Source organism: Pseudomonas sp. GM84, from assembly GCF_000282535.1.
Lineage (GTDB): Bacteria > Pseudomonadota > Gammaproteobacteria > Pseudomonadales > Pseudomonadaceae > Aquipseudomonas.
Map to the genome: position 1 here is coordinate 1 of NZ_AKJC01000305.1, position 26,933 is coordinate 26,933.

At 62.9% G+C, this 26,933-nt stretch carries 22 protein-coding genes and 5 tRNA genes; 20 read left to right on the forward strand and 7 right to left on the reverse strand.

What is annotated here, in order from left to right:
• Positions 1 to 252: 252 nt before the first annotated feature.
• From PMI38_RS21215 to mgtE, 15 genes are all read left to right on the forward strand, one after another.
• Positions 253 to 1,473, forward strand: a complete 1,221-nt coding sequence (locus PMI38_RS21215; RefSeq protein ID WP_008098642.1) for an aspartate aminotransferase family protein — start codon at positions 253 to 255, stop codon at positions 1,471 to 1,473.
• Between the two features lie 131 nt (positions 1,474 to 1,604).
• On the forward strand, positions 1,605 to 2,624 hold the full coding sequence (gene aruF / locus PMI38_RS21220) for an arginine/ornithine succinyltransferase subunit alpha (protein WP_008098644.1): 1,020 nt from the start codon (positions 1,605 to 1,607) through the stop codon (positions 2,622 to 2,624).
• Between the two features lie 52 nt (positions 2,625 to 2,676).
• On the forward strand, positions 2,677 to 3,705 hold the full coding sequence (gene astA, locus PMI38_RS21225) for an arginine N-succinyltransferase (RefSeq protein ID WP_008098647.1): 1,029 nt from the start codon (positions 2,677 to 2,679) through the stop codon (positions 3,703 to 3,705).
• The gene (astD, locus tag PMI38_RS21230; protein WP_008098649.1) at positions 3,706 to 5,169 is read left to right on the forward strand and encodes a succinylglutamate-semialdehyde dehydrogenase; all 1,464 of its coding nucleotides are present in this window, start codon (positions 3,706 to 3,708) and stop codon (positions 5,167 to 5,169) included.
• Positions 5,170 to 5,192: 23 nt separating this feature from the next.
• The gene (gene astB, locus PMI38_RS21235; protein ID WP_008098650.1) at positions 5,193 to 6,542 is read left to right on the forward strand and encodes an N-succinylarginine dihydrolase; all 1,350 of its coding nucleotides are present in this window, start codon (positions 5,193 to 5,195) and stop codon (positions 6,540 to 6,542) included.
• A gap of 14 nt (positions 6,543 to 6,556) precedes the next feature.
• A complete protein-coding gene (locus PMI38_RS21240; protein ID WP_008098652.1) occupies positions 6,557 to 6,847 on the forward strand; it encodes a hypothetical protein in 291 nt (96 codons plus the stop codon).
• A 10-nt stretch (positions 6,848 to 6,857) separates the two neighbouring features.
• Positions 6,858 to 7,865 carry a succinylglutamate desuccinylase gene (gene astE, locus PMI38_RS21245; RefSeq protein ID WP_008098654.1) on the forward strand — a complete coding sequence of 336 codons (1,008 nt, stop codon included), beginning with the start codon at positions 6,858 to 6,860 and terminating at the stop codon, positions 7,863 to 7,865.
• A gap of 386 nt (positions 7,866 to 8,251) precedes the next feature.
• Positions 8,252 to 10,876 carry an alanine--tRNA ligase gene (gene alaS / locus PMI38_RS21250; protein ID WP_008098656.1) on the forward strand — a complete coding sequence of 875 codons (2,625 nt, stop codon included), beginning with the start codon at positions 8,252 to 8,254 and terminating at the stop codon, positions 10,874 to 10,876.
• Positions 10,877 to 10,959: 83 nt separating this feature from the next.
• On the forward strand, positions 10,960 to 12,195 hold the full coding sequence (locus PMI38_RS21255) for an aspartate kinase (RefSeq protein ID WP_008098658.1): 1,236 nt from the start codon (positions 10,960 to 10,962) through the stop codon (positions 12,193 to 12,195).
• Positions 12,196 to 12,363: 168 nt separating this feature from the next.
• Entirely contained in the window at positions 12,364 to 12,552 is a 189-nt protein-coding gene (gene csrA, locus PMI38_RS21260) for a carbon storage regulator CsrA (protein ID WP_003254503.1), read from the forward strand.
• 72 nt (positions 12,553 to 12,624) lie between these two features.
• Positions 12,625 to 12,715, forward strand: a tRNA-Ser gene (locus PMI38_RS21265).
• 107 nt (positions 12,716 to 12,822) lie between these two features.
• Positions 12,823 to 12,899, forward strand: a tRNA-Arg gene (locus tag PMI38_RS21270).
• 73 nt (positions 12,900 to 12,972) lie between these two features.
• Positions 12,973 to 13,049: transfer RNA gene (locus PMI38_RS21275), tRNA-Arg, on the forward strand.
• Between the two features lie 72 nt (positions 13,050 to 13,121).
• Positions 13,122 to 13,198 (forward strand) — tRNA-Arg (locus tag PMI38_RS21280).
• A 377-nt stretch (positions 13,199 to 13,575) separates the two neighbouring features.
• The gene (gene mgtE / locus PMI38_RS21285; RefSeq protein ID WP_008098671.1) at positions 13,576 to 15,018 is read left to right on the forward strand and encodes a magnesium transporter; all 1,443 of its coding nucleotides are present in this window, start codon (positions 13,576 to 13,578) and stop codon (positions 15,016 to 15,018) included.
• A 174-nt stretch (positions 15,019 to 15,192) separates the two neighbouring features.
• Here mgtE and PMI38_RS21290 read toward each other — a convergent pair whose 3' ends face one another.
• Entirely contained in the window at positions 15,193 to 15,429 is a 237-nt protein-coding gene (locus tag PMI38_RS21290) for a hypothetical protein (protein WP_008098672.1), read from the reverse strand.
• Positions 15,430 to 15,606: 177 nt separating this feature from the next.
• Complete coding sequence (locus PMI38_RS21295) at positions 15,607 to 15,933, reverse strand: Arc family DNA-binding protein (RefSeq protein WP_003254499.1); 327 nt, start codon at positions 15,931 to 15,933, stop codon at positions 15,607 to 15,609.
• Between the two features lie 344 nt (positions 15,934 to 16,277).
• On the opposite strand from PMI38_RS21295, the gene phnN reads away from it, so the two are divergent.
• On the forward strand, positions 16,278 to 16,865 hold the full coding sequence (gene phnN / locus PMI38_RS21300) for a phosphonate metabolism protein/1,5-bisphosphokinase (PRPP-forming) PhnN (RefSeq protein ID WP_008098676.1): 588 nt from the start codon (positions 16,278 to 16,280) through the stop codon (positions 16,863 to 16,865).
• A gap of 109 nt (positions 16,866 to 16,974) precedes the next feature.
• Positions 16,975 to 17,051 (forward strand) — tRNA-Arg (locus tag PMI38_RS21305).
• A gap of 228 nt (positions 17,052 to 17,279) precedes the next feature.
• On the opposite strand, the gene PMI38_RS21310 is transcribed toward PMI38_RS21305, so the two are convergent.
• The gene (locus PMI38_RS21310; RefSeq protein WP_008098677.1) at positions 17,280 to 18,251 is read right to left on the reverse strand and encodes an endonuclease; all 972 of its coding nucleotides are present in this window, start codon (positions 18,249 to 18,251) and stop codon (positions 17,280 to 17,282) included.
• Positions 18,252 to 18,539: 288 nt separating this feature from the next.
• Here PMI38_RS21310 and PMI38_RS21315 point away from each other — a divergent pair, with 288 nt between their 5' ends.
• Entirely contained in the window at positions 18,540 to 19,538 is a 999-nt protein-coding gene (locus PMI38_RS21315; RefSeq protein WP_008098679.1) for a sensor domain-containing diguanylate cyclase, read from the forward strand.
• Positions 19,539 to 19,704: 166 nt separating this feature from the next.
• On the opposite strand, the gene lpdA is transcribed toward PMI38_RS21315, so the two are convergent.
• Genes lpdA through PMI38_RS21335 form a run of 4 tightly spaced genes read right to left on the reverse strand, consistent with a single transcriptional unit; the run spans position 19,705 to position 24,651 of the window.
• Complete coding sequence (lpdA, locus tag PMI38_RS21320; protein WP_008098681.1) at positions 19,705 to 21,084, reverse strand: dihydrolipoyl dehydrogenase; 1,380 nt, start codon at positions 21,082 to 21,084, stop codon at positions 19,705 to 19,707.
• A gap of 2 nt (positions 21,085 to 21,086) precedes the next feature.
• The gene (locus PMI38_RS21325; RefSeq protein ID WP_008098683.1) at positions 21,087 to 22,358 is read right to left on the reverse strand and encodes a dihydrolipoamide acetyltransferase family protein; all 1,272 of its coding nucleotides are present in this window, start codon (positions 22,356 to 22,358) and stop codon (positions 21,087 to 21,089) included.
• Complete coding sequence (locus PMI38_RS21330) at positions 22,359 to 23,417, reverse strand: alpha-ketoacid dehydrogenase subunit beta (protein ID WP_008098685.1); 1,059 nt, start codon at positions 23,415 to 23,417, stop codon at positions 22,359 to 22,361.
• Between the two features lies 1 nt (position 23,418).
• Positions 23,419 to 24,651 (reverse strand): 3-methyl-2-oxobutanoate dehydrogenase (2-methylpropanoyl-transferring) subunit alpha, encoded by a 1,233-nt coding sequence (locus PMI38_RS21335; protein WP_008098687.1) that lies wholly within the window; start codon positions 24,649 to 24,651, stop codon positions 23,419 to 23,421.
• A 197-nt stretch (positions 24,652 to 24,848) separates the two neighbouring features.
• Here PMI38_RS21335 and bkdR point away from each other — a divergent pair, with 197 nt between their 5' ends.
• Entirely contained in the window at positions 24,849 to 25,334 is a 486-nt protein-coding gene (gene bkdR / locus PMI38_RS21340) for a Bkd operon transcriptional regulator BkdR (RefSeq protein WP_008098689.1), read from the forward strand.
• 296 nt (positions 25,335 to 25,630) lie between these two features.
• Positions 25,631 to 26,872 carry a glutamine synthetase family protein gene (locus PMI38_RS21345; protein WP_177324922.1) on the forward strand — a complete coding sequence of 414 codons (1,242 nt, stop codon included), beginning with the start codon at positions 25,631 to 25,633 and terminating at the stop codon, positions 26,870 to 26,872.
• The last annotated feature ends 61 nt before the right edge of the window (positions 26,873 to 26,933 follow it).

Here is a 26,933-nt window from a genome sequence, read left to right on the forward strand (position 1 = left end):
GCGCCGCAAAATCTGCGCCCAACACCCCGCAGCCCCCTCCAATTGAATGTGAACACCCGTTCACCCAGCCCCCCGCTGCCGTTACACTGCGCGATTGCGACAGTGTTTGTCGCATTGCCGAAAGCCTGGCTAAAACTGGGTTTTGCGCTGTAACAAGTTGTCGCTTGGCCGCAAGGACAGGCGCGGATCAGTCCTTACAATCCCCCCATCGCTCGCCATTTTCAGGCCAGCGTTCCTCTTCAGGAGACTCAGATGTCCGTTGAGCAAGCCCCGGTGCAACGTGCCGATTTCGACCAGGTCATGGTTCCCAACTATTCTCCGGCGGCCTTCATTCCTGTGCGAGGCGAGGGCTCCCGCGTGTGGGACCAGTCGGGGCGCGAGCTCATCGACTTTGCCGGCGGCATCGCGGTGAACGCCCTGGGCCATTGCCACCCGGCGCTGGTCAAGGCCCTGACCGAACAGGCCAATACCCTCTGGCACGTATCCAACGTCTTCACCAACGAGCCGGCCCTGCGTCTGGCGCACAAGCTGGTCGACGCCACCTTTGCCGAGCGTGCCTTCTTCTGCAACTCCGGCGCCGAATCCAACGAGGCCGCCTTCAAGCTGGCCCGTCGCGTGGCCCATGACCGCTTCGGCCCGGACAAGCACGAAATCATCGCCACCGTGAACAGCTTCCACGGCCGCACCCTGTTCACCGTCAGCGTCGGTGGCCAACCGAAGTACTCCGACGGTTTCGGCCCGAAGATCACCGGCATCAGCCATGTGCCGTACAACGACCTGGAAGCGCTGAAAGCGCAGATTTCCGACAAGACCTGCGCCGTGGTGATCGAACCGATCCAGGGCGAGAGCGGCGTGGTGCCGGCCGACAAGGCCTACCTGGAAGGCGCCCGCAAACTGTGTGACGAACACAATGCGCTGCTGATCTTCGACGAAGTGCAGACCGGTGTCGGCCGTACCGGCTCGCTGTATGCCTACCAGCACTACGGCGTGACCCCGGACATCCTCACCAGCGCCAAGAGCCTGGGCGGTGGTTTCCCGATCGGTGCCATGCTCACCACCAGCGAAATCGCCAAGCACCTGGCCGTCGGTACCCACGGCACCACCTATGGTGGCAACCCGCTGGGCTGCGCCGTGGCTTGCGCCGTACTGGACGTGATCAACACCCCAGAGACCCTGGCCGGTATCAAGGCCAAGCACGAGCGCTTCAAGACTCGCCTGGAAAAGATCGGCCAGCAGACCGGCCTGTTCACCCAGGTGCGCGGTGTCGGCCTGCTGATCGGTTGTGTGCTGAGCGATGCCTGGATGGGCAAGGCCAAGGACATCCTCAACGCCGCCGAGAAAGAAGGTGTGATGGTGCTTCAGGCTGGCCCGGACGTGGTGCGCTTCGCGCCGAGCCTGGTGGTCGAAGACGCCGACATCGATGAAGGCCTGGACCGCTTCGAGCGTGCCGTGGGCAACCTGATCAAGGGCTGATTCGCCTGCGATTCTCGCCGGCACCTGGTGGCGCCGGCGAACCCCGATTTCCACAGCGGGTGCGTGCTTGCAGGCGCCCGCCGTTTTTTCGCGCCGTCGTGCACGGCCAGTTTTTCCAAAGGAGTGACACCATGCTGGTGATGCGCCCCGCGCAAATGGCTGATCTGAACGAAGTGCAGCGCATGGCTGCGGACAGCCCCGTTGGTGTCACCTCGCTGCCGGACGACGCTGCCCGTCTGGGCGACAAGATCGCCGCCTCGGAAACATCGTTCGCTGCCGAAGTCAGCTTCAACGGCGAGGAGAGCTACTTCTTCGTGCTCGAGGACAGCGCCACCGGCAAGCTCGCCGGTTGCTCGGCCATCGTCGCCTCGGCCGGCTATTCCGAGCCGTTCTACAGCTTCCGTAACGAAACCTTCGTGCACGCCTCGCGCGAGCTGAAGATCCACAACAAGATCCACGTCCTGTCGCTGTGCCACGACCTCACCGGCAACAGCCTGCTGACCAGCTTCTATGTGCTGCCCGAGCTGGTCGACAGCGGCTGGGCCGAGCTCAACTCGCGCGGACGCCTGCTGTTCATGGCTTCGCACCCGGAGCGTTTTGCCGAGTCGGTGGTCACCGAGATCGTCGGCTACAGCGACGAGCAGGGCGAGTCGCCGTTCTGGGACGCCATCGGCCGCAACTTCTTCGACCTCAACTACGCCCACGCCGAGCGCCTGTGCGGCCTGAAGAGCCGCACGTTCCTCGCCGAGCTGATGCCGCACTACCCGATCTACGTGCCACTGCTGCCCGATGCTGCGCAGGAGGCCATGGGCCAGGTCCATCCGCGTGCGCAGATCACCTTCGACATTCTCATGCGCGAAGGTTTCGAGACCGAGCACTACATCGACATCTTCGACGGCGGGCCGACCTTGCACGCACGGGCTTCGGGTATTCGCTCGATCGCCCAGAGCCGTGTGGTGCCGGTCAAGCTTGAAGAGGCGCCGGCCAAGGGCGGGCGTCAGTACCTGGTGTGCAATGGCCAGCTGCAGGACTACCGCGCGGTGCTGCTGGAGCTGGACTGGGTGCCGGGCAAGCCGGTCGGCCTGAGCGCCGAAGCGGCCGATGCGCTGGGTGTGGGCGAGGGCGCCAGCGTGCGCCTGGTCGCGGTCTGAAGCCTGGGAACAGAGTTTTGCGGCAGCGCTCGCTGCCGCACAAGGAGATAGCATGATCGTTCGTCCTGTACGCAGCAGCGATTTACCCGCGCTGATCGAATTGGCTCGCAGCACCGGCACCACCGGGCTGACCACCTTGCCGGCCAACGAGGAACGCCTCGGGCATCGCGTCGGCTGGGCCGAGAAGAGCTTCCGTGGCGAAGCCGAGCGTGGCGACACCGACTACCTGTTCGTGATGGAGAACGACGAAGGCCTGGTGGTCGGCATCAGCGCCATCGCCGGCGCTGTCGGCCTGCGCGAGCCCTGGTACAACTACCGGGTCGGCCTGACGGTCAGCGCTTCCCAGGAGCTGGGCATCTACCGCGAGATCCCGACCCTGTTCCTGGCCAACGACCTCACCGGCAACTCCGAGCTGTGCTCGCTGTTCCTGCGCGGCGATCACCGTTCCGGCCTCAATGGCCGCCTGCTGTCGCGGGCGCGCATGCTGTTCATTGCCGAGTTCCCGGAACTGTTCGGCAACAAGATCATCGCCGAGATGCGCGGCATGTCCGACGAACATGGGCACTCGCCGTTCTGGGAAAGCCTCGGCCGGCACTTCTTCAAGATGGAGTTCAGCCAGGCGGACTACCTCACCGGCGTGGGCAACAAGTCGTTCATTGCCGAGCTGATGCCCAAGTTCCCGTTGTACACCTGCTTCCTCTCGGAGGCGGCGCGCAGTGTCATCGGCCGTGTGCACACCGACACCGAGCCTGCGCTGGCCATGCTCAAGCAGGAAGGCTTCAGCTACCAGGGGTACGTCGACATCTTCGACGCCGGCCCTGCCATCGAATGCGAAACCTCGAAGATTCGCGCCGTGCGCGAGAGCCAGACCCTGGTGCTGGCGATTGGCACGCCAGGCGATGACGCTACCCCTTACATCATCCATAACCGCAAGCGCGACGACTGCCGCATCACCGCTGCGCCTGCGCGCCTGGCCGCCGGCACCCTGGTGGTCGACCCGTTGACTGCCAAGCGCCTGCGCATGGGCGCAGGCGACAACGTGCGCGCCGTGCCGCTGTCGGCAAGCCGGGAGGCCCAGTAAATGACCACGCATTACATCGCCGGCACCTGGCAGGCCGGCCAGGGTGAACCCCTGCAGTCACTCAATCCGGTAACCCAAGCCGTCGTCTGGCAAGGGCAGGGCGCCGCTGCCAGCCAGGTCGAGGCCGCCGTGCAGGCGGCTCGCCAGGCCTTCCCGGCCTGGGCGCAGTTGAGCCTGGAAGCGCGTATCGACGTGCTGGAAAAGTTCGCCGAACAGCTCAAGCAGCATGCCGAAGCGTTGGCCCATTGCATTGGCGAGGAAACCGGCAAGCCACTGTGGGAGTCGGCAACCGAAGTCACCAGCATGGTCAACAAGGTGGCGATCTCGGTGCAGAGCTACCGCGAGCGCACGGGTGAAAAAAGCGGGCCGCTGGCCGATGCCACGGCGGTGTTGCGCCACAAGCCCCATGGTGTGGTGGCCGTATTCGGGCCCTACAACTTCCCCGGCCATCTGCCCAACGGCCATATCGTGCCCGCGCTGCTGGCAGGCAACTGCGTGGTATTCAAACCCAGCGAGCTGACCCCCAAGGTTGCCGAGCTGACCGTCAATTGCTGGATCGCCGCCGGCCTGCCGGCCGGTGTGCTGAACCTGGTCCAGGGCGCCCGCGAAACCGGCGTGGCACTGGCTGCCAACCCCGGTATCGATGGGTTGTTCTTCACCGGCTCCAGCCGTACCGGCAACCTGTTGCACCAGCAGTTCGCCGGGCGCCCGGACAAGATCCTGGCCCTGGAAATGGGCGGCAACAATCCGCTGGTGGTCGATGAGGTCAAGGACCTGGACGCGGCGGTGTACACCATCATCCAGTCGGCTTTCATCTCTGCTGGCCAGCGCTGCACCTGCGCCCGGCGGCTGCTGGTGCCAGACGGTGCCTGGGGTGATGCGCTGATCGCGCGCCTGGTCGAGGTGAGCAAAACCCTCACGGTCGGTGCGTTCGACCAGCAGCCTGCGCCATTCATGGGGGCGGTGATCTCGCTGCAGGCTGCGCAGGCCTTGGTGGCGGCCCAGACCGAACTGCTCGGCAAGGGCGCCGTGGCGTTGTTGCCGCTGACCCAGCCGCAGGCGAATGCCGCGCTGCTGACACCGGGCATCCTCGATGTCACCGGTGTGGCCGAGCGCCGCGATGAAGAGTTCTTCGGCCCGCTGTTGCAGGTGATCCGCTACGCCGACTTCGACGCCGCCATCGACGAAGCCAACAATACCCAGTACGGCCTGGCCGCTGGCCTGCTGTCCGATTCCCGTGCCCGCTACCAGTACTTCTGGCTGCGCAGTCGCGCCGGCATCGTCAACTGGAACAAGCAACTGACCGGTGCCGCCAGCAGCGCGCCGTTCGGTGGCGTGGGCGCCAGCGGCAATCATCGGGCAAGTGCCTACTACGCGGCCGATTACTGCGCTTACCCCGTGGCTTCGCTGGAGACCGCCAGCCTTGCCTTGCCGGCGTCCCTGACGCCGGGCGTCACCCTATAACAACAGGTCACGGAGCCTTGCCGATGAAATCCTATGAAGTGAATTTTGATGGCCTGGTGGGGCCTACCCACAACTACGGCGGCCTGTCCTACGGTAACGTGGCTTCGCAGAGCAACAGCCAGCAGGCCTCCAACCCGCGTGAAGCGGCGCGTCAGGGCCTGGCGAAGATGAAAGCGCTGGCCGACATGGGCTTCCAGCAGGGCGTGCTGGCACCCCAGGAGCGCCCGGACGTGGCTGCGCTGCGCCGCTTGGGCTTTGCTGGAAGCGATGCCGAAGTGATTCAGCGTGCGGCCAAGGAGGCCATGCCTCTGCTGGTCGCCAGTTGCTCGGCGTCGAGCATGTGGGTGGCCAATGCCGCCACCGTCAGCCCCAGCGCCGACACCGCCGATGGTCGCGTGCATTTCACTGCCGCCAACCTCAACTGCAAGTACCACCGCAGCATCGAGCACCCGACCACCAGCCGCGTGCTGGCGGCCATGTTCAACGACGACAAGCACTTTGCCCATCACCCGGCACTGCCCGCCGTGGCGCAGTTCGGCGACGAGGGCGCCGCCAACCACACGCGCTTCTGCCGCCGCTATGGCGAGGCGGGCGTCGAGTTTTTCGTCTATGGCCGCAGCGCTTTCGACAGCCGCTACCCCGCGCCACAGAAATACCCGGCGCGCCAGACCCTGGAGGCCTCCCAGGCCGTGGCGCGGCTGCATGGCCTGAGCGACGACGGTGTGGTCTACGCTCAACAGAACCCGGCGGTGATCGACCAGGGTGTGTTCCATAACGATGTGATTGCGGTGGGCAACGGCGAGGTGCTGTTCTACCACGAAGACGCCTTCCTCGAGACCGACGCGGTGCTTGGCCAACTACAGGCTAAACTGGCCAGCAAGGGCGGCCGTTTCCAGGCCGTCCGCGTGCCACGTGCGGCAGTGACGGTAGAGGATGCGGTGCGTTCCTACCTGTTCAACAGCCAGCTGCTCAGCCGCGACGACGGCTCCATGCTGCTGGTGGTGCCGGAAGAGTGCCGCAACAACGAGCGGGTCTGGACGTACTTGAACCAGCTGACCGCCCAGGGTGGCGCAGTACAGGAGGTCAAGGTGTTCGACCTCAAGCAGAGCATGCAGAACGGCGGTGGCCCGGCTTGCCTGCGCTTGCGCGTGGCATTGAAGGAATCGGAACTGGCAGCGGTCAATCCAGGCGTTATCATGACCGCCCCGCTGTACGACACGCTGCTGCAGTGGGTCGACAAGCACTACCGCGACCGCCTTGGCGAAGCGGACCTTGCCGATCCGCAGTTGCTGGTGGAATGCCGTACCGCGCTGGATGAGTTGACCCAGATCCTGAAGTTGGGTTCGGTCTATCCGTTCCAACGCCAACCTTGAAGAGAGAACCTGTAATGACCGACGCCATGCGCCTGATCCTCGAAGACACCGACGGCACCCAGCTGGAAACCTCCTGCACCCGCTTTGCCGTAGTCTGGCAAGGCAAGGAAGTGTGGATTCAGCAGGATGGCCGCGGCCAGCTGCTGATCGGCGTGGACGTCGAGGAAGACGCCGCCGAGTACGCCAACCTGCTGCTGCGCCCGATGGCCACCAACCTGGTCAGCCTGCAGCTGGAGATGGAACCGGCGGAAGTCGACGAAGGCGACGACCACGTCCATGGCCCCGATTGCGGCCACCACCACTAAGGAAGTGCCTATGCTCGCCCTTGGCAAACTGCTTGAGCTGACCCTGACCGATCACGAGCCGGCCGAGAAGACCCAAGTGACACCCAAGGGCGTGCGTTTGCGCTGGCTGGGGGAGGGCGCACTGGAAGTGCGTCCGCCGGAAGGCGAGGATTGCGGGCTGGACCTGCTGCTCTCGGCCGGTATCCATGGTAACGAGACCGCGCCGATCGAACTGCTCGAACGGCTGCTGCATGGTGTGGCAAACGGCAAGATCAAGCCGCGTGCACGGCTTCTGTTCCTGTTCGGCAACCCGGTGGCGATCCGCAAGGGCGAGCGCTTCATCGAGCAGGACATCAACCGCCTGTTCAACGGCCGCCATGAGCTGTCCAGTGGTTTCGAGGCATTGAGGGCGGCGGAGCTCGAACAGTTCGCCCGGGTGTTCTTCAGCAAGCCTGAGCGCACCCGACTGCATTACGACTTGCACACCGCGATTCGTGGTTCGAAGATCGAGCAGTTCGCCCTGTACCCCTATAAAGAGGGGCGCAAGCATTCTCGCCGCGAGCTGGCTCGCCTGGCGGCGGCCGGCATGGAGGCGGTGCTGCTGCAGAGCAAGTCGTCGATCACCTTCAGTGCCTTCACCTATGAACAACTCGATGCCGAGGCGTTTACCCTGGAGCTGGGCAAGGCGCGACCGTTCGGGCAGAACGAGCAGGTCAACCTCGACAAGCTCGAAGAGCGGCTGATCCGCATCATCGAGGACACCGAGCCCGAAATCGATGAATCGCTGGATGGGCTGAAGCTGTTCAGTGTCGCCCGTGAGATCATCAAGCACAGCGACAGCTTCCACCTGCACCTGCCGGCGGATATCGAGAACTTCTCCGAGCTGAGCAAGGGCTACCTGCTGGCCGAGGACCTGGCGGAAATGCGCTGGGTGGTCGAGGAGGAGGGGGCGCGGATCATCTTCCCCAATCCCCGGGTCAAGAATGGGCTGCGCGCCGGGATTCTCATCGTGCCGGACTCGGGCCAGCGGCTGGGTTGATTTCTGGGGTCCTATCGCCGGCAAGCCGGCTCCCACAGGAAGAGTGCGGAGCCTGAGGGCGGCGCCGTACCTGTGGGAGCCGGCTCGCCGGCGATAGGGCCCGAACAGGCGCAATTGGATCCCAATCCACCCCTTGAACGAACTGAATTCACCGTCTGTTCCATTTTCCCTTCCCTTGGGCGGTAATAGGCTTGCCAGCGGCAAAAGCCACCATTTAGCATCCGGTAATGTCTTTTTCGTTTGCATGAGCTGAAAAGCCATCCGTTCGACGCTTTCTATCGCATAAACACACTGCACCGAGACTGCAGGACCGATATAATGCGGCCCTTTGCCGTCGTTTCGTCGACGCGTTTGCCCCAAGGGCCGCCGTTTCCGTGGAAGAACCTATGAAAAGCGCAGAAATCCGTGAAGCCTTCCTTCGCTTCTTCGAAGAGCAGGGACACACCCGAGTCGCCTCCAGTTCGCTGATCCCGAACAACGACCCGACCCTGCTGTTCACCAACGCAGGCATGAACCAGTTCAAGGACTGCTTCCTCGGTGCAGAGAAGCGTGCGTACACGCGCGCCGTCAGCAGCCAGAAATGCGTGCGCGCCGGCGGCAAGCACAACGACCTGGAAAACGTCGGTTACACCGCGCGTCACCACACCTTCTTCGAAATGCTGGGCAACTTCAGCTTCGGCGACTATTTCAAGCGCGATGCGATCACCTTCGCCTGGAACTTCCTGACCTCCGAGCAGTGGCTGAACCTGCCCAAGGAAAAGCTCTGGGTCACCGTCTACGCCAGCGACGACGAAGCCTACGACATCTGGACCAAGGAAGTCGGCGTGCCGGCCGAGCGCATGGTGCGCATCGGTGACAACAAAGGCGCTCCGTACGCCTCCGACAACTTCTGGACCATGGGCGACACCGGCCCGTGCGGCCCGTGCACCGAGATCTTCTACGACCACGGCGCCGACATCTGGGGCGGCCCACCCGGCTCGCCGGAAGAAGACGGCGACCGCTACATCGAGATCTGGAACAACGTCTTCATGCAGTTCAACCGCACGGCCGATGGCGTGCTGCACCCGCTGCCAGCGCCGTCGGTGGACACCGGCATGGGCCTGGAGCGCATCAGTGCGGTGATGCAGCACGTGCACTCGAACTACGAGATCGACCTGTTCCAGAACCTGCTGACTGCCGCGGCCAAGGCCATCGGCTGCAGCAACGACGGCCAGGCTTCGCTGAAAGTAGTCGCCGACCATATCCGTTCCTGCGGCTTCCTGATCGCCGACGGCGTGCTGCCGTCCAACGAAGGCCGTGGCTACGTGCTGCGTCGCATCATTCGTCGCGCCTGCCGTCACGGCAACAAGCTCGGCGCCAAGGGCAGCTTCTTCTACCAGATCGTCGCGGCCCTGGCGGCCGAGATGGGCGAGGCCTTCCCTGAACTGAAGGGCCAGCAGGCGCACATCGAGCGCGTGCTCAAGGCCGAAGAAGAGCAGTTCGCCAAGACCTTGGAGCAGGGCCTGCGCATCCTCGAGCAGGACCTGGCGCAGCTGCAAGGCGACGTGGTGCCGGGCGACGTGGTGTTCAAGCTGTACGACACCTACGGGTTCCCGATGGACCTGACCGCAGACATCGCCCGCGAGCGCGAGCTGACCATCGACGAAGCCGGCTTCGAGCGCGAGATGGACGCCCAGCGTGAGCGTGCCCGTTCCGCCAGCGCCTTCGGCATGGACTACAACAGCCTGGTCAAGGTCGACACCGCTACCGACTTCCTTGGCTACGACGCCACCGAAGGCCAGGGCAAGGTCATCGCCCTGTACAAGGATGGCCAGTCGGTCGACCAGCTGGGTGAAGGCGAGGAGGGCGTCGTGGTCCTTGATCGCACCCCGTTCTACGCCGAATCCGGTGGTCAGGTCGGTGACACCGGCTACCTGCAGTCCGGCGCCGTGCGTTTCGATGTGCGCGACACCACCAAGACTGGCGGTGCCTTCCTGCACCACGGCGTGGTCGCCAGCGGCGCACTGGTCATTGGCGCGCCCGTTGAAGCCAAGGTCGATGCCGAGGTGCAGCACGCCACCTCGCTGAACCACTCCGCCACCCACCTGCTGCACGAAGCGCTGCGCCAGGTGCTGGGCGATCACGTGCAGCAGAAGGGCTCGCTGGTCGATAGCCAGCGCCTGCGCTTCGACTTCAGCCACTTCGAAGCGGTCAAGCCAGAGCAGATCAAGGCCCTGGAAGACATCGTCAACCGCGAAGTGCGCAAGAACACCCCGGTCGAAACCGAACTGACCGATATCGAAACCGCCAAGCGCAAGGGCGCCATGGCCCTGTTCGGCGAGAAGTACGGTGACACCGTGCGCGTGCTGAGCATGGGTGGCGATTTCTCCGTCGAGCTGTGCGGCGGTATCCACGCCAAGCGCACCGGCGATATCAGCCTGTTCAAGATCATCAGCGAAGGTGGCGTGGCCTCGGGCGTGCGCCGCATCGAAGCGGTTACCGGTGCCGCCGCGCTGGCCTACCTGAACGCTGCCGAAGAGCAGGTCAAGGAAGCCGCGCAGCTGGTCAAGGGCAACCGTGACAACCTGATCGACAAGCTGTCGGCGGTGCTCGAGCGCAACCGTCAGCTGGAGAAGCAGCTGGAACAGCTGCAGGCCAAGGCCGCCAGCGCCGCCGGGGATGATCTCTCCAATGCGGCTGTTGAGGTCAAGGGTGCCAAGGTGCTCGCCGCCCGCCTGGATGGGCAGGATGGCAAGGCACTGCTGGCCCTCGTCGATCAGCTGAAGAACAAGCTCGGCCACGCAGTGATCCTGCTGGGCAGTGAGCATGAGGGCAAGGTCGTGCTGGTGGCCGGCGTGACCAAAGACCTCTCCAGCCAACTCAAGGCTGGCGACCTGATGAAACAAGCCGCGGCAAAAGTGGGTGGCAAGGGCGGTGGCCGTCCGGACATGGCCCAGGGTGGTGGCGTCGACGTCGCTGCGCTGGACCAGGCCCTGGCGCTGGCCGTGCCGTTCGCTGAGCAGGGACTTTGAGATGAGGGGGCGGCGGTCTAGTCGTCGCCCCTTCATGTTGGATGGTTTTTTTGGGGCCCTGTATGGGCTGAGGCACCATTGAAATGGCGTTGATCGTACAGAAATTTGGCGGCACCTCTGTCGGTTCCATCGAGCGGATCGAGCAGGTTGCCGACAAGGTCAAGAAACACCGTGAGGCGGGCGACGACCTGGTGGTTGTGCTGTCGGCCATGAGCGGAGAAACCAATCGCCTGATCGACCTGGCCAAGCAGATTACCGACCAGCCGGTTCCACGTGAGCTGGACGTGATCGTGTCCACCGGCGAGCAGGTCACCATTGCCTTGCTGGCCATGGCCTTGATCAAGCGTGGCGTGCCGGCGGTGTCCTACACCGGCAACCAGGTGCGCATTCTCACCGACAGCTCGCACAACAAGGCGCGCATCCTGCAGATAGACGACCAGAAAATTCGCGCCGACCTGAAGGCCGGGCGCGTGGTGGTGGTGGCAGGTTTCCAGGGTGTCGACGAGCACGGCAGCATCACCACCCTCGGTCGTGGTGGCTCCGACACCACCGGTGTGGCCCTTGCGGCTGCGCTCAAGGCTGACGAGTGCCAGATCTACACCGACGTCGATGGCGTCTACACCACCGACCCGCGTGTCGTGCCTCAGGCGCGCCGCCTGGAGAAGATCACCTTCGAAGAGATGCTGGAAATGGCCAGCCTCGGTTCCAAGGTGCTGCAGATCCGTTCGGTGGAGTTCGCCGGCAAGTACAACGTTCCGCTGCGCGTGCTGCACAGCTTCAAGGAGGGTCCGGGTACCCTCATTACCATTGATGAAGAGGAATCCATGGAACAGCCGATCATTTCCGGTATCGCCTTCAACCGTGATGAAGCCAAGCTGACCATTCGTGGCGTGCCGGATACCCCGGGCGTCGCTTTCAAGATCCTCGGCCCGATCAGCGCTTCGAACATCGAAGTGGACATGATCGTGCAGAACGTTTCGCACGATAACACCACCGACTTCACCTTCACCGTACACCGCAACGAGTACGAGAAGGCCCACGCCGTGCTGGAAAACACCGCACGTGAAATCGGTGCCCGCGAAGTGGTCGGCGACATCAAGATCGCCAAGGTGTCGATCGTCGGCGTTGGCATGCGCTCCCACGCAGGTGTTGCCAGCCGCATGTTCGAAGCCCTGGCCAAGGAGAGCATCAATATCCAGATGATCTCCACCTCCGAGATCAAGGTTTCCGTAGTGATCGAAGAGAAGTACCTGGAGCTGGCCGTACGCGCGCTGCACACCGCGTTCGAGCTCGATGCCCCTGCCCGACAGGGCGAGTAAGGCTTTGCCTGAAGGGCGCGGCTAAGCCGCGCCCTTCGCGTTTCTGCTCGCCACGCAGGCCCTGTCCTGTCGGCGTGGCGATCATCCAGGTCTTGTGCCGTTGTCCGCGGCCAGGGCCTGGCATTCCAAGACTGTTATCCCTGAATTGTTTTGCGTAAGGAGAAAGCTATGTTGATTCTGACTCGTCGGTGCGCCGAGAGCCTGATCATTGGAGACGGCGAGATCACCGTGACGGTGCTCGGCGTAAAAGGCAACCAGGTGCGTATTGGCGTCAGCGCGCCCAAGGAAGTGGCCGTTCACCGCGAGGAAATCTACCTGCGGATCAAGAAAGAGAAGGATGAAGAGCCAAGCCTTTAATTTTTTTGAAGTTTTTTTAAAAAAAAGGGTTGCAAACGAGGAAGAGCCTGTTTAATATTCGCCTCGTGTTGCGGTGAGGTGGCCGAGTGGCCGAAGGCGCTCCCCTGCTAAGGGAGTATACCTCATAAGGGTATCGGGGGTTCGAATCCCCCCTTCACCGCCATTATTCGCTTAGGACGCTGTAATCGGTAAGAACGCTAAGTCGTTGAAATTAAACGAAAAAAGTTCTTGCTAAAATGATTTAGCGGCCTATAATGCGCGGCAAGACACGGACTCATAGCTCAGCTGGATAGAGTACTCGGCTACGAACCGAGCGGTCGGAGGTTCGAATCCTCCTGAGTCCGCCACTTTTGAAGTGGCTTTGCTTAAGAAGCTGCTTCAAACCAACCAGTGGTAACCTGGTCTAAAACTACCAACTACGGACTCATAGCTCAGCTGGATAGAGTACTCGGCTACGAACCGAGCGGTCGGAGGTTCGAATCCTCCTGAGTCCGCCACTTTTGAAGTGGCTCTGCTTGCAAAGGCACTTCAACAAACCAGTGGTAATCTGGTCTAAAACTACCGACCACGGACTCATAGCTCAGCTGGATAGAGTACTCGGCTACGAACCGAGCGGTCGCAGGTTCGAATCCTGCTGAGTCCGCCATACATCAAGAAGCCCGCTCATTTGAGCGGGCTTTTTGTTTTCTGTTTTCACTGATTTGTCGGTGATGCCTGACTAGACTGCAAAGAAGCCGGTCCGCCATTCTTTTGTGTGGCAGATGTGTTCTTTGTTCCGCGCCCGCCGTCGCACTGAAGGCTTCGAGCGTTGTCCTAGCTTTATCGCGCAAACGATTGTTCTGGCCAAAATTTTAAGCGATCTGACAGCTTAGGCAGTGTATGATTGCGCCCGTCAGCCCCGCCGGGGCTTGTGGAATACCACCATGGACTTACCCAGTAGTTACTCCTTAACAAGCTGCATACAGATTGATCTGACCGATTGATTCTCCCGGCGTGCTCCGCTGCTGGGAGTGGAGTTCGCCTATGACCGAAGTAGAAGTAAAGAAAGCGCAAGAGAGCCTGCAGGATCGCCTGGCCCAGGTGGTCGAACTGCTGCAGCGCCAGCGCGTGGTAGAGGACCTGACCCACCGTCAGGAAGGTCATCACCATGACCTGGTGGAAAACCTCGTCCACCGCCAGAATCTGGTCGAGCTGCAACGCAAGCTCGACGACCTGCACCCTGCAGACATCGCCTACATCCTCGAAGCCTTGCCCCTGGAAGACCGTCTGACGGTCTGGCAGCTGGTGCGCTCGGATCGTGACGGCGACATTCTCCTTGAAGTATCCGACGCCGTTCGCCAATCGCTGATCGCCGACATGGACGATCACGAAATCCTCGCTGCGGCGAAGGAAATGGACGCTGACGAACTGGCCGACCTGGCGCCTGAGCTGCCACGTGATGTGGTTCACGAGCTCATGGAGAGCCTCGATGCCCAGCAGCGTGAGCGTGTTCGCTCGGCGTTGAGCTACGACGAGGAGCAGGTGGGTGCGCTGATGGACTTCGAGATGGTCACCATCCGCGAAGACGTCAGCCTGGAAGTGGTGTTGCGTTACCTGCGCCGCCTGAAAGAGCTGCCTAACCATACCGACAAACTGTTCGTGGTCGACTATGACGGCATCCTCAAGGGCGTGTTGCCGATCAAGCGTCTGCTGGTCAACGACCCGGAGAAGAAGGTAGCGGAGGTCATGGCGACTGACCCTGTGTCCTTCCATCCCGAGGAAGATGCCTACGACGCTGCCCAGGCCTTCGAGCGTTACGACCTGGTCTCGGCGCCGGTGGTTGACAAGAGCGATCGCCTGATCGGTCGTCTGACCATCGACGAGATGGTCGACCTGATCCGTGAGGAAAGCGAGAGCGAAGTCCTCAACATGGCCGGTCTGCGCGAAGAGGAAGATATCTTCGCCTCGGTCTGGCGCTCGCTGCGCAACCGTTGGGCCTGGCTTGCCATCAACCTGATCACGGCCTTTGTCGCATCGCGGGTGATCGGCCTGTTCGAGGGCTCGATCGAGAAATTGGTGGCACTGGCGGCGCTGATGCCGATCGTTGCGGGTATTGGTGGCAACTCCGGCAACCAGACCATCACCATGATCGTCCGCGCCATGGCGCTGGACCAGGTCTCGCCGGGCAACACCAGCCGCCTGATGCGCAAGGAGCTGGCGGTGTCGCTGCTCAATGGCCTGATCTGGGGCGGTGTGATCGGTGCGGTGGCGTTCTGGTTGTATGGCAGCTGGTCGCTGGGCCTGGTGATGACGGCTGCGATGACCTTGAACCTGCTGTTGGCAGCATTGATGGGCGTGTTGATCCCAATGACTCTGACGCGGCTGGGGCGCGACCCGGCGATGGGATCCAGCGTGATGATCACGGCAGTGACCGACAGTGGCGGCTTCTTCATCTTCCTGGGCTTGGCAACGGTGTTCCTGCTGTAAGCAGGAAAAAGCCAGGGGCTGCTGCGCAGCCCTTATCGCTGGCAAGCCAGCTCCCACAGGTATCGAGTAGCCCTCAAACGCAGCGCCGTACCTGTGGGAGCCGGCTTGCCGGCGATAGGGTCGGAACAGGCAAAACAAAAAAGCCAGCTTACGCTGGCTTTTTTGTGTCCGCAGTCACTGGGTAAAACCAAATCCAGTAATCATGCGGCCCTCATCGGTGTGGATATACAACTGATAAGTCATTGCTGCAGCGTCGTCAGGACCAATGACATTGTCGATTTCGAAATGGCTGACGGCAGCAACGGTGTCCTTCACCCCAGTGCTGTATTCAGTGCCGACGAGATGCTGTAGAGCATCGAGAATTTCTTTCTCCCTGGCGAGGGTCGAGGCGTCTTTCTGTAGGTTCTGCATGCTGTTTCTCCTGAGCAACTGTACGAATGGGTCGTCCATTCTGTTGCCGGGAGAAAAGGCCATGTGGTGCAGGGTTAGGGGTGCTGGAAAAAGAAACGCCCGATGCGGGGCATCGGGCGTTTCTGTCGAAGGCCTGCTGCAGGGCAGGACCTTGGGTGTGCTGGCCGTGAGTTAGCCTCAGGAGGCGTCGGCAGCCATCTCCACATCGTGAGCGATGAGGGCCACCAGTGCGTTCTGCTGTCGATGGGACAACTGGCGGAAGCGCTGCAGCAACTCGCGCTCGTGCAGCGACAGCTCAGGGCTGTCCAGGCGCATGCTCAGCTCGTCACCCAGCGCGCCTTCCTGGATAAGGCTCTGCTCCAGGCGCGCGATGATCTCGGAGTTCATGCTGCGGTGATGGTTGCGCGCTACTTCGGCAATGCGCTCACGCATCCCGTCTGGCAGGCGGACGACGAACTTGTCAGCGGTACGGCTCGAATAAATAGCCTGTTTCATTGGGCGCATATAAATTGACCGGTTTTTGGTTCAGGGGAAGCGGTTCTCAAATTGGCCGCACGGGATGGTGGTACGACCGTGGCGACGACAAAATGTTCAACCGACAGGAAAATTTGGTGCTCATTTTTGCCCATGGTCGCCGTTTCCTTGGCGTCAATTCTGTGACAAATAGTGGGCCGGATACAGGCTTTTTGCCAGTACCAATTATCAGAAATGAGTACTGGTTTGAAAAGTTTTACATATTCCGGCTCGGCCTTGCGTCAGCCCCTTGCCGTCAAAAACCCGTAAAACACAGCAAAGGGTAGAGAAAACCCCTAAAATGCGCGGGTTTCCTTCCATAGAGCATAGTGGCTATGCAACATGACGCAAGCGCCCAAGGCAAAGCCTCAGGCCGCCTGATATTTCTGATAGGACCTTCCGGATCGGGAAAAGATTCCTTGATCGAACAATCGCGTGAGCCACTGGCCGCAGCGGGGGTGGAAATTGCCCGTCGGGTGATTACCCGTTCTGCCGAAGCCAAGGGTGAAGCCGCCCATGGCGTCACGCCCGAGCGCTTCGAAGCGATGCGTGCAGCCGGCGAATTTGCCATGCATTGGCAGGCCAATGGGTTGGAATACGGCATTCCGGCGCAAGTGGACCAGTGGCTGGCGCAAGGGCATTCGGTGCTGGTCAATGGTTCTCGTGCTTATCTACCCCAGGCGCGCCTGCGTTACCCTGACTTGCTGGCCGTATGCCTGGTGGTGAAGCCCGAGGTACTGCGCGAACGCCTGCTCGCAAGAGGGCGGGAGACGCCGCAGGAAATCGACGAACGCCTGGCGCGCAGTGCGGGGATGCGGCTTGACCAGGATTCGACGGTGCACTTGTTGGACAACTCGGGATCGTTGGCTACTGCGGTGGGCGGGCTGCTCCAGCTACTGCGTGAGGAGAAGCTGATCGATTGATAGGCAGAAAAAACCTACGTGCAAAAGGCCCGATTAAGGCTGACAAACGGCAGCCCGCTGGTTAACATGCTCGCCGTCCTACCGTGCAGCGTTCGCTGCCGGTTCTTGTGTCTCAGTAGCTCAATTGGATAGAGCATCCCCCTCCTAAGGGGAAGGTTGGCAGTTCGAACCTGCCCTGGGACGCCACTCTTTCAAGTACATTTCTGCTCATCGTTGCCTCAAGCTGCCATAGCATCGCGGCGAGTCGCCCTATGGCCGATCGCAGATCGCACAGCATGTCGATTGGTATGTGTGGTTCGAATACACGACGTGGATTTGAGCGCGCGCGCCGGGTCAGGGACTGGATCTTTCTGAATTTCGCTGAAGCACCGAAAGCCACCGCCCATGTGGGGCGGTGGCCGCAGGGCTGCTGGGTTACTTGCAGTTCCCTGCCTTGCGATACCCGGCAGACAGCGCTTGCGCTTCGCTGTCAAAGGTTACCTGGTTCTTTTGCGACACCTGGCTGTATCCGGGGCAGCCACTGGCAAGGTGATACACATGGCTGTTGCGGTTGCCGATGATCGCACCCTCGGTCGATGCGCTCGCCAGGGTAGGCTGGGGCACTGGCTTGGCTGCCGATTTCGGGCTTGCGGTGGTGGCTACGTCAGCAGCGCCCGCAGGCTTGTAGCCGAGTGTCCAGTGACGTTCGCCGGTGACGAACGGGTTGGAGTGCCCCATGATCCGGGCAATGCGCTGGTCACGCTCTTTTTCCCAGGCAGACACCGGGTGCTGCTTGTCCCAGGCCATGAGCAGCTGTTGCTGCTGGCGAGACATGCTCAGTCGGTAGCGGTCGAACATGTAGAACGTGGTGCGCGCCACCAGCCCCTTCACTTCGTCACGCGGCTCTGCGGCTTTCTGCTGGAAATCCACCTTGGTCGTGCATTGGCCGTACTGGGGGGCAACACCCGAGACCATGCCATAGTTGAAGTTGCTGCGATCACCGTTCACTTCGCCCACGGAGGGGTACAGGTTGAACAGGTCGGCTTCCATGGCACGGAAGGTTGGGTCGGTGTCGACACAGTGCTCGCGCCCGCCGCTCTGCCAGCATTGGCGCTGGTGGCCGAACGTCCAGGCCGGCACGATGTGTTCCCATTCCGTGCGTTCGGCACGTGTCTGCAGCTTGCGCGTTTCGTAGCCACAGGACTTGAGGTCGACGCGGCCACCGGACTTGCCGACCCAGGTCCACTTGCAGCCACAGTACAGGTCGCCCATGGCGCTGTTGGCCTGATCGAGGTAGACCTTCTGCTTGGCGATGACTTTGGCTTCGGTAAAAGTCGCGGGGGGAGTGGCGAAGGCGCTGGGTATGGCGGCGAGGGCGAGGGTTACGACGTACAGCAGTTTCTTCATGAGAAAACATCATCGAGGGGGTGGGCGCGGGATTATACGGCCTACCGGTGATGAGTGAAGAAACGTCCCGCGAACTTCAAGCCATGCGCTTACAGTAACCAGTGCCTCAATCGTTGCGCACTTTGCCGGGTCGGTGCGTGTGGCTGCGGTGGAAGAAGCGCTGATGCAGTTGGCGTGAAGGGCTGCCAGGCATATGCTTGCCAGGCAGGGGTGCAACCCTGCCGCCTGCGGCGAATATCCGCGCTACCCGAACGTAGCGCAGTTCCTGGACACTAGGGAGAGCGTCCGATGAGTGAGGAATCAAGGCCGATACCTGCCAGCTTCAGCGAAGAGCAGCTGCACATGCTGTTCGAGCTGATCAGCGACGGCATCTGGGACTGGAACGCCAATACCGGCTACGTCTATCGCAATTCAGGCTGGTACAGCATGCTCGGCTACGCCAGCCATTCCATGGCCAACACCGTGCTGACCTGGGAGGGTGTCATCCACCCGGAAGACTACCCGCGGGTGATGGAGCATTTCGAGGCCTACATCGACCAGCGCGCCGAGCGCTATCTCGTCGAATACCGCTGCCTGTGCCAGGACGGTAGCTACCTTTGGGTCGAGGACCGTGGCTACATCATCGCCCGTAACGACGATGGCACCGTGGCCCGCATGCTCGGCGCCCACCGCAATATCGACGCCGGCAAGCGCCTGGTGGCCGAGCTTCAACTGAAGAACCAGTCGCTGGAAACCCTGGTGGCCGAACACACCCGCGAGTTGTCGTGGGTCAATCAGCAGTTGCAGTGCCAGCTCGACGAGAACCGCGAGCTGGCCGAGCGCGATGCGCTGACTCGGGTCGCTAACCGCTACCGCCTGGAGCAGGCCTTGCAGCAGGCATGCGAGCGCGCCCAGCGTTTTCGTCAGCCGTTGGCCCTGATTGCCATGGATGTGGATGACTTCAAGCCGATCAATGATCGCTATGGCCATGTCCGAGGGGATGCAGCGTTGATCCAGGTGGTGGAAACGCTGCGTGGCTGCCTGCGTGAGCAGGACCTGCTGGCGCGTTGGGGCGGGGACGAGTTCGTCATGGTCCTGCCGCAGACCTCGCTAGCGGAGGCACTCGAAGTGGCGGCACAGCTGCGACGGGCGATGGCGAAGGTCGAGCCTGTGGAGGAATACGCGCTGTCCCTCAGCTATGGGGTGGTCGTGCGACAGGATGGGGAGTCCCAGCATGAGCTGCTGGCGCGCGCGGACGAGGCGTTGTACCGGGCCAAGGGGGCCGGCAAGGACGCCATCAGCGAGTGACTCGACTGGCGCTTTGTGGGGGCTGGTCGGGCCTCATCGCCGGCAAGCCGGCTCCCACAGGTTCAGCGCAGCTTTCAGTGCCGGGACAGGCAATAGAGGGCAAAAAAAAAGACCCGCGATGCCGGACAGGCACTGCGGGCCAAAATCGGCCACAGCCGCTTCAGTGTCAGATATGCAAAGCGTGTCCCAGCGCGCGCAGTGCCGCTTCCTGTACCGCCTCGCCCAGGGTCGGATGGGCGTGGATGGTGCCGGCCACATCTTCCAGCCGGGCACCCATTTCCAGTGACTGGGCAAAGGCCGTGGACAGTTCCGAAACCGCCACGCCCACCGCCTGCCAGCCCACGATCAAGTGGTTATCCCGCCGCGCCACCACCCGCACGAAGCCGCTTTTCGACTCCAGGCTCATGGCCCTGCCATTGGCGGCGAACGGGAACTGCGCAACGATGCAGTCCAGGCCTTGCTGGCTGGCCTGCTCCGGTGTCTGGCCAACCACCACCACCTCGGGGTCGGTAAAGCACACCGCCGCAATGGCGGTCGGCTCGAAGCGCCGCGTCTTGCCGGCAATGATTTCAGCGACCATCTCGCCTTGTGCCATGGCCCGGTGGGCCAGCATCGGCTCGCCGGCGACGTCGCCGATCGCCCAGACGTTGCGCATGCTGGTCTGGCAGCGCGGGTCGATGGCAATGGCGGCGCCGTTCATTTTCAAATCCAGGCATTCCAGGTTGAAGCCCTGGGTACGCGGCCGGCGACCCACGGCCACCAGCACCTGGTCGGCTTGCAGGCTCAACTGTGCACCCTGGCCATCGCGGGCCAGCAGGCAACCGTCGGCATAACCTTCGACGCTGTGCCCCAGGTGCAAGGCGATGCCCAGCTTCTTCAACGACTCGGCCACCGGCGCGGTGAGCTCGCTGTCATAGGTGGGCAGGATGCGCTCGCGCGCTTCCACCACGCTGACCTGAGCGCCCAGCTTGCGGTAGGCGATGCCCAGCTCCAGGCCGATGTAGCCGCCGCCCACCACCACCAGGTGCTTGGGCAGGGCCTTGGGCGCCAGGGCCTCGGTGGACGAGATGATCGGCCCGCCCAACGGCAGCATCGGCAACGTCACGCTGTTCGAGCCGGTGGCCAGCAACAGGTGCTCGCAGCGGATGCGTTGGCCGTCGACCTCGACCTGCTTGCCGTCGAGGATCTTCGCCCAGCCGTGGATGACCTTGACCCCATGTTTTTTCAACAGCGCCGCCACACCCGTGGTCAGGCGGTCGACGATGCCGTCCTTCCAGGCCACGCTGCGGCCGATGTCCAGGCGCGGCGAAGAGACGCTGATGCCCAGCTCGGACTCGCCGCTGTAGCGCGCTGTCTGGTGGAACTGTTCGGCCACATGGATCAGTGCCTTGGACGGAATGCAGCCGATGTTCAGGCAGGTGCCACCCAGCGCCTGGCCTTCGACCAGCACGGTGGGAATGCCCAGCTGCCCGGCGCGGATGGCGGCCACGTAGCCGCCAGGGCCGCCACCGATGATCAGCAGGGTGGTTTCGATAGTCTGGTCCATGCTCACTCCACGAACAGGCAGGCGGGTTGTTCGAGCAGGCCACGCACGGCCTGGATGAACAGCGCGGCATCCATGCCATCGACCACCCGGTGGTCGAACGAGCTGGACAGGTTCATCATCTTGCGAATCACGATCTGGCCATCGATCACCATCGGCCGCTCGACCATGCGGTTTACACCGACGATCGCCACTTCCGGGGTGTTGACCACCGGTGTGCTGACGATCCCACCGAGGGCGCCCAGGCTGGTGAGCGTGATGGTCGAACCGGACAGCTCTTCGCGGCTGGCCTTGTTGTTGCGCGCGGCCGTCGCCAGGCGGGAAATCTCGCTGGCGTTGCCCCACAGGCTGCCGGCTTCGGCATGGCGCAGCACCGGCACCATCAGGCCGTTGTCACCCTGGGTGGCGATGCCCACGTGCACCGCGCCGTGGCGGGTGATGACCTGGGCTTCGTCGTCATAGGTGGCGTTGATCTGCGGGAAGTCGCGCAAGGCCACGACCAGTGCGCGTACCAGGAACGGCAGCAGGGTGAGCTTGCCACGGTTGTCGCCGTGCTTGCTGTTGAGCTGCTGGCGCAGGGCCTCCAGCGCGGTGACGTCGATTTCCTCGACATAGCTGAAATGCGCCACGCGGCGTTTGGCATCCTGCATGCGTTGGGCGATCTTGCGGCGCAGGCCGATCACTGGCACCTGCTCGCTGTCCGTGCGTTTGGCGTAACCGCCAGGCGCTTGACCGGCAGTGCTCTGCGGCTTGCTCATGAAGGCATCGAGGTCTTCGTGCTGGATGCGCCCGGCCGGGCCGCTGCCATGCACGTAGCGCAGCTCGATACCGGCATCCAGGGCGCGCTTGCGCACGGCGGGGGAGGCCAGTGGTTTTTCGTTGGCCTGGCGCGGCACGATGGGCGCTGCGCTGCAAGCCGCGGCTGGCTGGCTGGCCGCCGGTTGCGCTTCGACACGCGGCGCCGGTTGGGCGACGACGGCTGCGGCCTGCGGTTCCACCGGCTTGGCCTGCGGCACGTCCACATGGTTGCCGCTGCCTTCCACTTCGATGCGGATCAGCTCGCTGCCGACCGCCATCACTTCACCTGGCTGGCCACCCAGGGCCAGCACCTTGCCGCTGACCGGCGAAGGGATTTCCACCGTGGCCTTGTCGGTCATGACATCGGCCACCACCTGGTCTTCGGCGATCACATCGCCGACCTTGACGAACCACTCCACCAGCTCGACTTGCGCGATGCCTTCGCCAATGTCCGGCATCTTGATGACGTGCGTGCCCATTCAGACCTCCATGACCCGTTTCAATGCCGCGCCTACCCGCGATGGGCCTGGGAAATACGCCCATTCCTGTGCATGCGGGTAAGGGGTGTCCCAGCCGGTGACGCGCTCGATCGGCGCTTCGAGGTGATGGAAGCAGTGCTCCTGCACCAGCGACACCAGTTCGGCACCGAAGCCGCAGGTACGCGTGGCTTCATGCACCACCACGCAGCGGCCGGTCTTCTTCACCGACTCGACGATGGTTTCCAGGTCCAGCGGCCATAGGCTGCGCAGGTCGATCACTTCGGCATCGACACCGGTTTCCTCGGCGGCCACCTGGGCCACGTAGACCGTGGTGCCGTAGGTCAGCACGGTGACATCGTTGCCGGGGCGGGTAATCGCCGCCTTGTCCAGCGGCACGGTGTAGTAGCCGTCCGGCACTGCGCTTTGCGGGTGCTTGGACCACGGGGTCACCGGGCGGTCGTGGTGGCCATCGAACGGGCCGTTGTACAGGCGCTTGGGCTCCAGGAAGATCACCGGGTCGTCGCATTCGATCGAGGCGATCAGCAGGCCCTTGGCGTCATACGGGTTGGACGGCATCACCGTGCGCAGGCCGCAGACCTGGGTGAACATCGCTTCCGGGCTCTGGCTGTGGGTCTGGCCGCCGTAGATGCCGCCGCCACAAGGCATGCGCAGGGTCAGCGGGGCGATGAACTCGCCGGCCGAACGATAGCGCAGGCGGGCCATCTCCGAGACGATCTGGTCGGAGGCCGGGTAGAAGTAGTCGGCGAACTGGATTTCCACCACCGGCCGCAGGCCATAGGCGCCCATGCCCACCGCGGTGCCGACGATGCCGCTCTCGGAGATCGGGGCGTCGAACACGCGCGACTTGCCGTACTTGTTCTGCAGACCTTCGGTGCAGCGGAACACGCCGCCGAAGTAGCCGACGTCCTGGCCGTAGATCACCACGTCGTCGTCGCGCTCGAGCATGACATCCATGGCCGAGCGCAGGGCCTGGATCATGGTCATGGTGGTGGTGGCCATGGCGGTTTCCGGTTTGATGCTGTTGTTGTGGTCGTTCATCTCAAACCCCCAGTTCCTGGCGCTGACGGCGCAGGTGGTCGGGCATGTCCTTGTACACGTCCTCGAACATCGAGGCCGCGCTCGGAATGTGGCCGTTGGCCAGGGTGCCGTATTGTTCGGCTTCCTTCTGCGCGGCAATGACCGCGGCCTCGAACTCGGCGGTGACCGCCTGGTGTTCTTCCTCGGACCAGTGGCCGATGTTGATCAGGTGCTGCTTCAGGCGGGCGATCGGGTCGCCCAGCGGGAAGTGGCTCCAGTCATCGGCAGGGCGGTACTTGGACGGATCGTCGGAGGTCGAGTGCGGGCCGGCGCGGTAGGTGACCCACTCGATCAGGCACGGACCCAGGCCACGGCGGGCGCGTTCGGCAGCCCAGCGCGAGGCGGCGTACACGGCGACGAAGTCGTTGCCGTCGACGCGCAGCGAGGCGATGCCGCAGCCCACGCCACGCCCGGCGAAGGTGGTCGATTCACCGCCGGCGATGGCCTGGAAGGTGGAGATCGCCCACTGGTTGTTGACCACGTTGAGGATCACCGGCGCGCGGTACACGTGGGCGAAGGTCAGGGCGGTGTGGAAGTCGGATTCAGCAGTGGCGCCATCGCCGATCCAGGCCGAGGCGATCTTGGTATCGCCCTTGATCGCCGAGGCCATGGCCCAGCCGACCGCCTGCACGAACTGGGTCGCCAGGTTGCCGCTGATGGTGAAGAAGCCGGCCTCGCGCACCGAATACATGATCGGCAGCTGGCGGCCCTTCAGCGGGTCGCGCTCGTTGGACAGCAACTGGCAGATCATCTCCACCAGCGACACGTCGCGGGCCATCAGGATGCTCTGCTGGCGGTAGGTGGGGAAGCACATGTCGGTGCGGTTGAGCGCCAGCGCCTGGGCGCTGCCGATGGCTTCCTCGCCCAGACTCTGCATGTAGAAGGACATTTTCTTCTGGCGCTGGGCGACTACCATGCGGCTGTCGAAGATGCGCGTCTTGAGCATGGCACGCATGCCTTGGCGCAGGACCTGCGGGTCGATGTCTTCGGCCCAGGGGCCCAGCGCATTGCCTTGCTCGTCGAGCACGCGGACCAGGCTCTTGGACAGGTCGGCGGTGTCGGCAGCGTCGACATCGATCGGGGGTTTACGGACTTGACCGGCATCGTTCAGACGCAGGTAGGAGAAATCGGTCTGGCAGCCTGGCCGGCCGGTAGGCTCGGGCACATGCAAACGCAGGGGGGCGTACTCGTTCATGCTTTTTACGCTCGCTCGGGTGTTGTTTTTGTGAGCTCTGAAGCGGTCGCCGCTGAGTACCGGCTTGTGACTGGTAGGTCAGCGTCAGTTACATAGTAGTGACAGCCCGGGAGAATTTTTCTCTCAAGTTGATTGCCTTTAACGCGCACTGAAGATAAACATTCTGAATAAACACAAAAAACCGGTGAATTTGTCTCATGCGCAAACTCGATCGTACCGATATCGGCATTCTCAACAGCCTGCAGGACAACGCCCGCATCACCAACGCGGAGCTGGCGCGTTCGGTGAACCTGTCGCCCACGCCCTGTTTCAACCGGGTCAAGGCCATGGAGGAGTTGGGCGTGATTCGCCAGCAGGTGACCTTGCTGTCGCCAGAAGTGCTGGGGCTGGATGTCAATGTGTTCATCCATGTCAGCCTGGAGAAGCAGGTGGAGCAGGCGCTGCACCGCTTCGAGGAAGAGATTGCCGAGCGGCCGGAAGTGATGGAGTGCTACTTGATGACGGGCGACCCGGACTACTTGCTGCGGGTGCTGCTGCCGAGCATTCAGGCGCTGGAGCGGTTTCTCGACTACCTGACGCGGTTGCCGGGGGTGGCCAATATTCGGTCGAGTTTTGCCTTGAAGCAGGTGCGGTACAAGACTGCATTGCCATTGCCGGCCAATGGCATGACCTTGCGGGAATGAAGGGGGCAGTGCCGGCCTCTTCGCGGGACAAGCCCGCTCCCACAGATACTCTGCAGTAGTCATATTCGGCGGTGTGCTTGTGGGAGCGGGCTTGTCCCGCGAAAGGGCCGGTACAGGCACCACACCAGGTGCTTGATATTTTAAACACCCCCAGCCTATGTTGTTGCCAGCTGATAACAACAAGGACAAGTGTCATGACCAGCGCCGCCCAACGCCCCCTCGCCGAGTCCCTCAAGGGCATCGACCAGATCGAATGCATCACCCCCGACCTCAACGGCGTGCCCCGCGGCAAGGTGATGACCGCCGAAGGCTTCCTCGAAGGCCGCCGCCTGCAGATGGCCCGTGGCGTTCTGCTGCAGTGCATCATGGGCGGCTACCCGCCGGCGCGCTTTTACGGCAGCGACGATGGCGACCTGGCGCTGGTGGCAGAGCCCGCGCAAATCCACCGCTTGCCGTGGAGCGAAGAGGGCCTGGCCCTGGCCATCTGCGATGCCGTCGAACTCGATGGCAGGCCTTCGGGGCTGTCCACCCGCGGCCAGCTCAAGGCGGTGATCGCTCGGTACGCGGCCCTTGGCCTGGCGCCGGTGGTGGCGACGGAGCTCGAGTTCTTCGTCTTCGCGCCCAACAGCGACCCGCAGCAACCGTTCCAGCCGCCGCTCGGCAAGGACGGCCGCCGCGAGCTTGGCCACTCGGCCTTCAGCGTCAGCTCCAACAACGGCCTGCGCCCGTTCTTCCAGGAGGTCTACCAGTGCATGGCGGCACTGGGCCTGCCGCGCGATACCTTCATGCACGAGATGGGCGTCAGCCAGTTCGAGATCAACCTGCTGCATGGCGACCCGCTGCTGCTGGCCGACCAGACCTTCCTGTTCAAGCACCTGCTCAAGGAAGTGGCGCTCAAGCATGGCCTGATCGTGGTGTGCATGGCCAAGCCGCTGGCGCACACGCCCGGCAGTTCCATGCACATTCACCAGAGCCTGGTCGATACGGCCAGCGGGCGAAATGTGTTCACCGACGAACACGGGCAAGCGACCGAGACCTTCCATCATTTCATTGGTGGCCTGCAGGCTTGCCTGGCCGATTTCACCGCGTTGTTCGCCCCCAACGTCAACTCGTACCAGCGCCTGTGCCATCCCTATGCCTCGCCGAACAATGCCTGCTGGTCCCATGACAACCGTGCCGCGGGCTTGCGCATTCCGGCCAGCGCCCCGGTGGCGCGGCGCGTGGAGAACCGGCTGCCCGGCGCCGACGCCAACCCCTACCTGGCCATTGCCGCCAGCCTGGCAGCTGGCCTGCACGGTATCGAGCAGCGCCTGCAGCCGGCACCGGCCATCCAGGGCGAGTTCGAGGTGCCCGAGAATCTGAGCCTGCCTTGCACGCTGCACGCCGCGCTGGAGCGGCTGAAGCGCAGCACACTGGCGCAGCAACTGTTCGGCAGCGAATTCATCGAAGGTTACGTGGCCAGCAAGACACTGGAACTGTCCGACTTCTTCGACGAGATCACGCCTTGGGAGCGGCGAGTGCTGGCGGCACAAGCCTGATCGCGACACGAGCGCTACTGGACGCGCCCCTGGCGAAGTATTTCGCCTTGGGGGGCCTGCG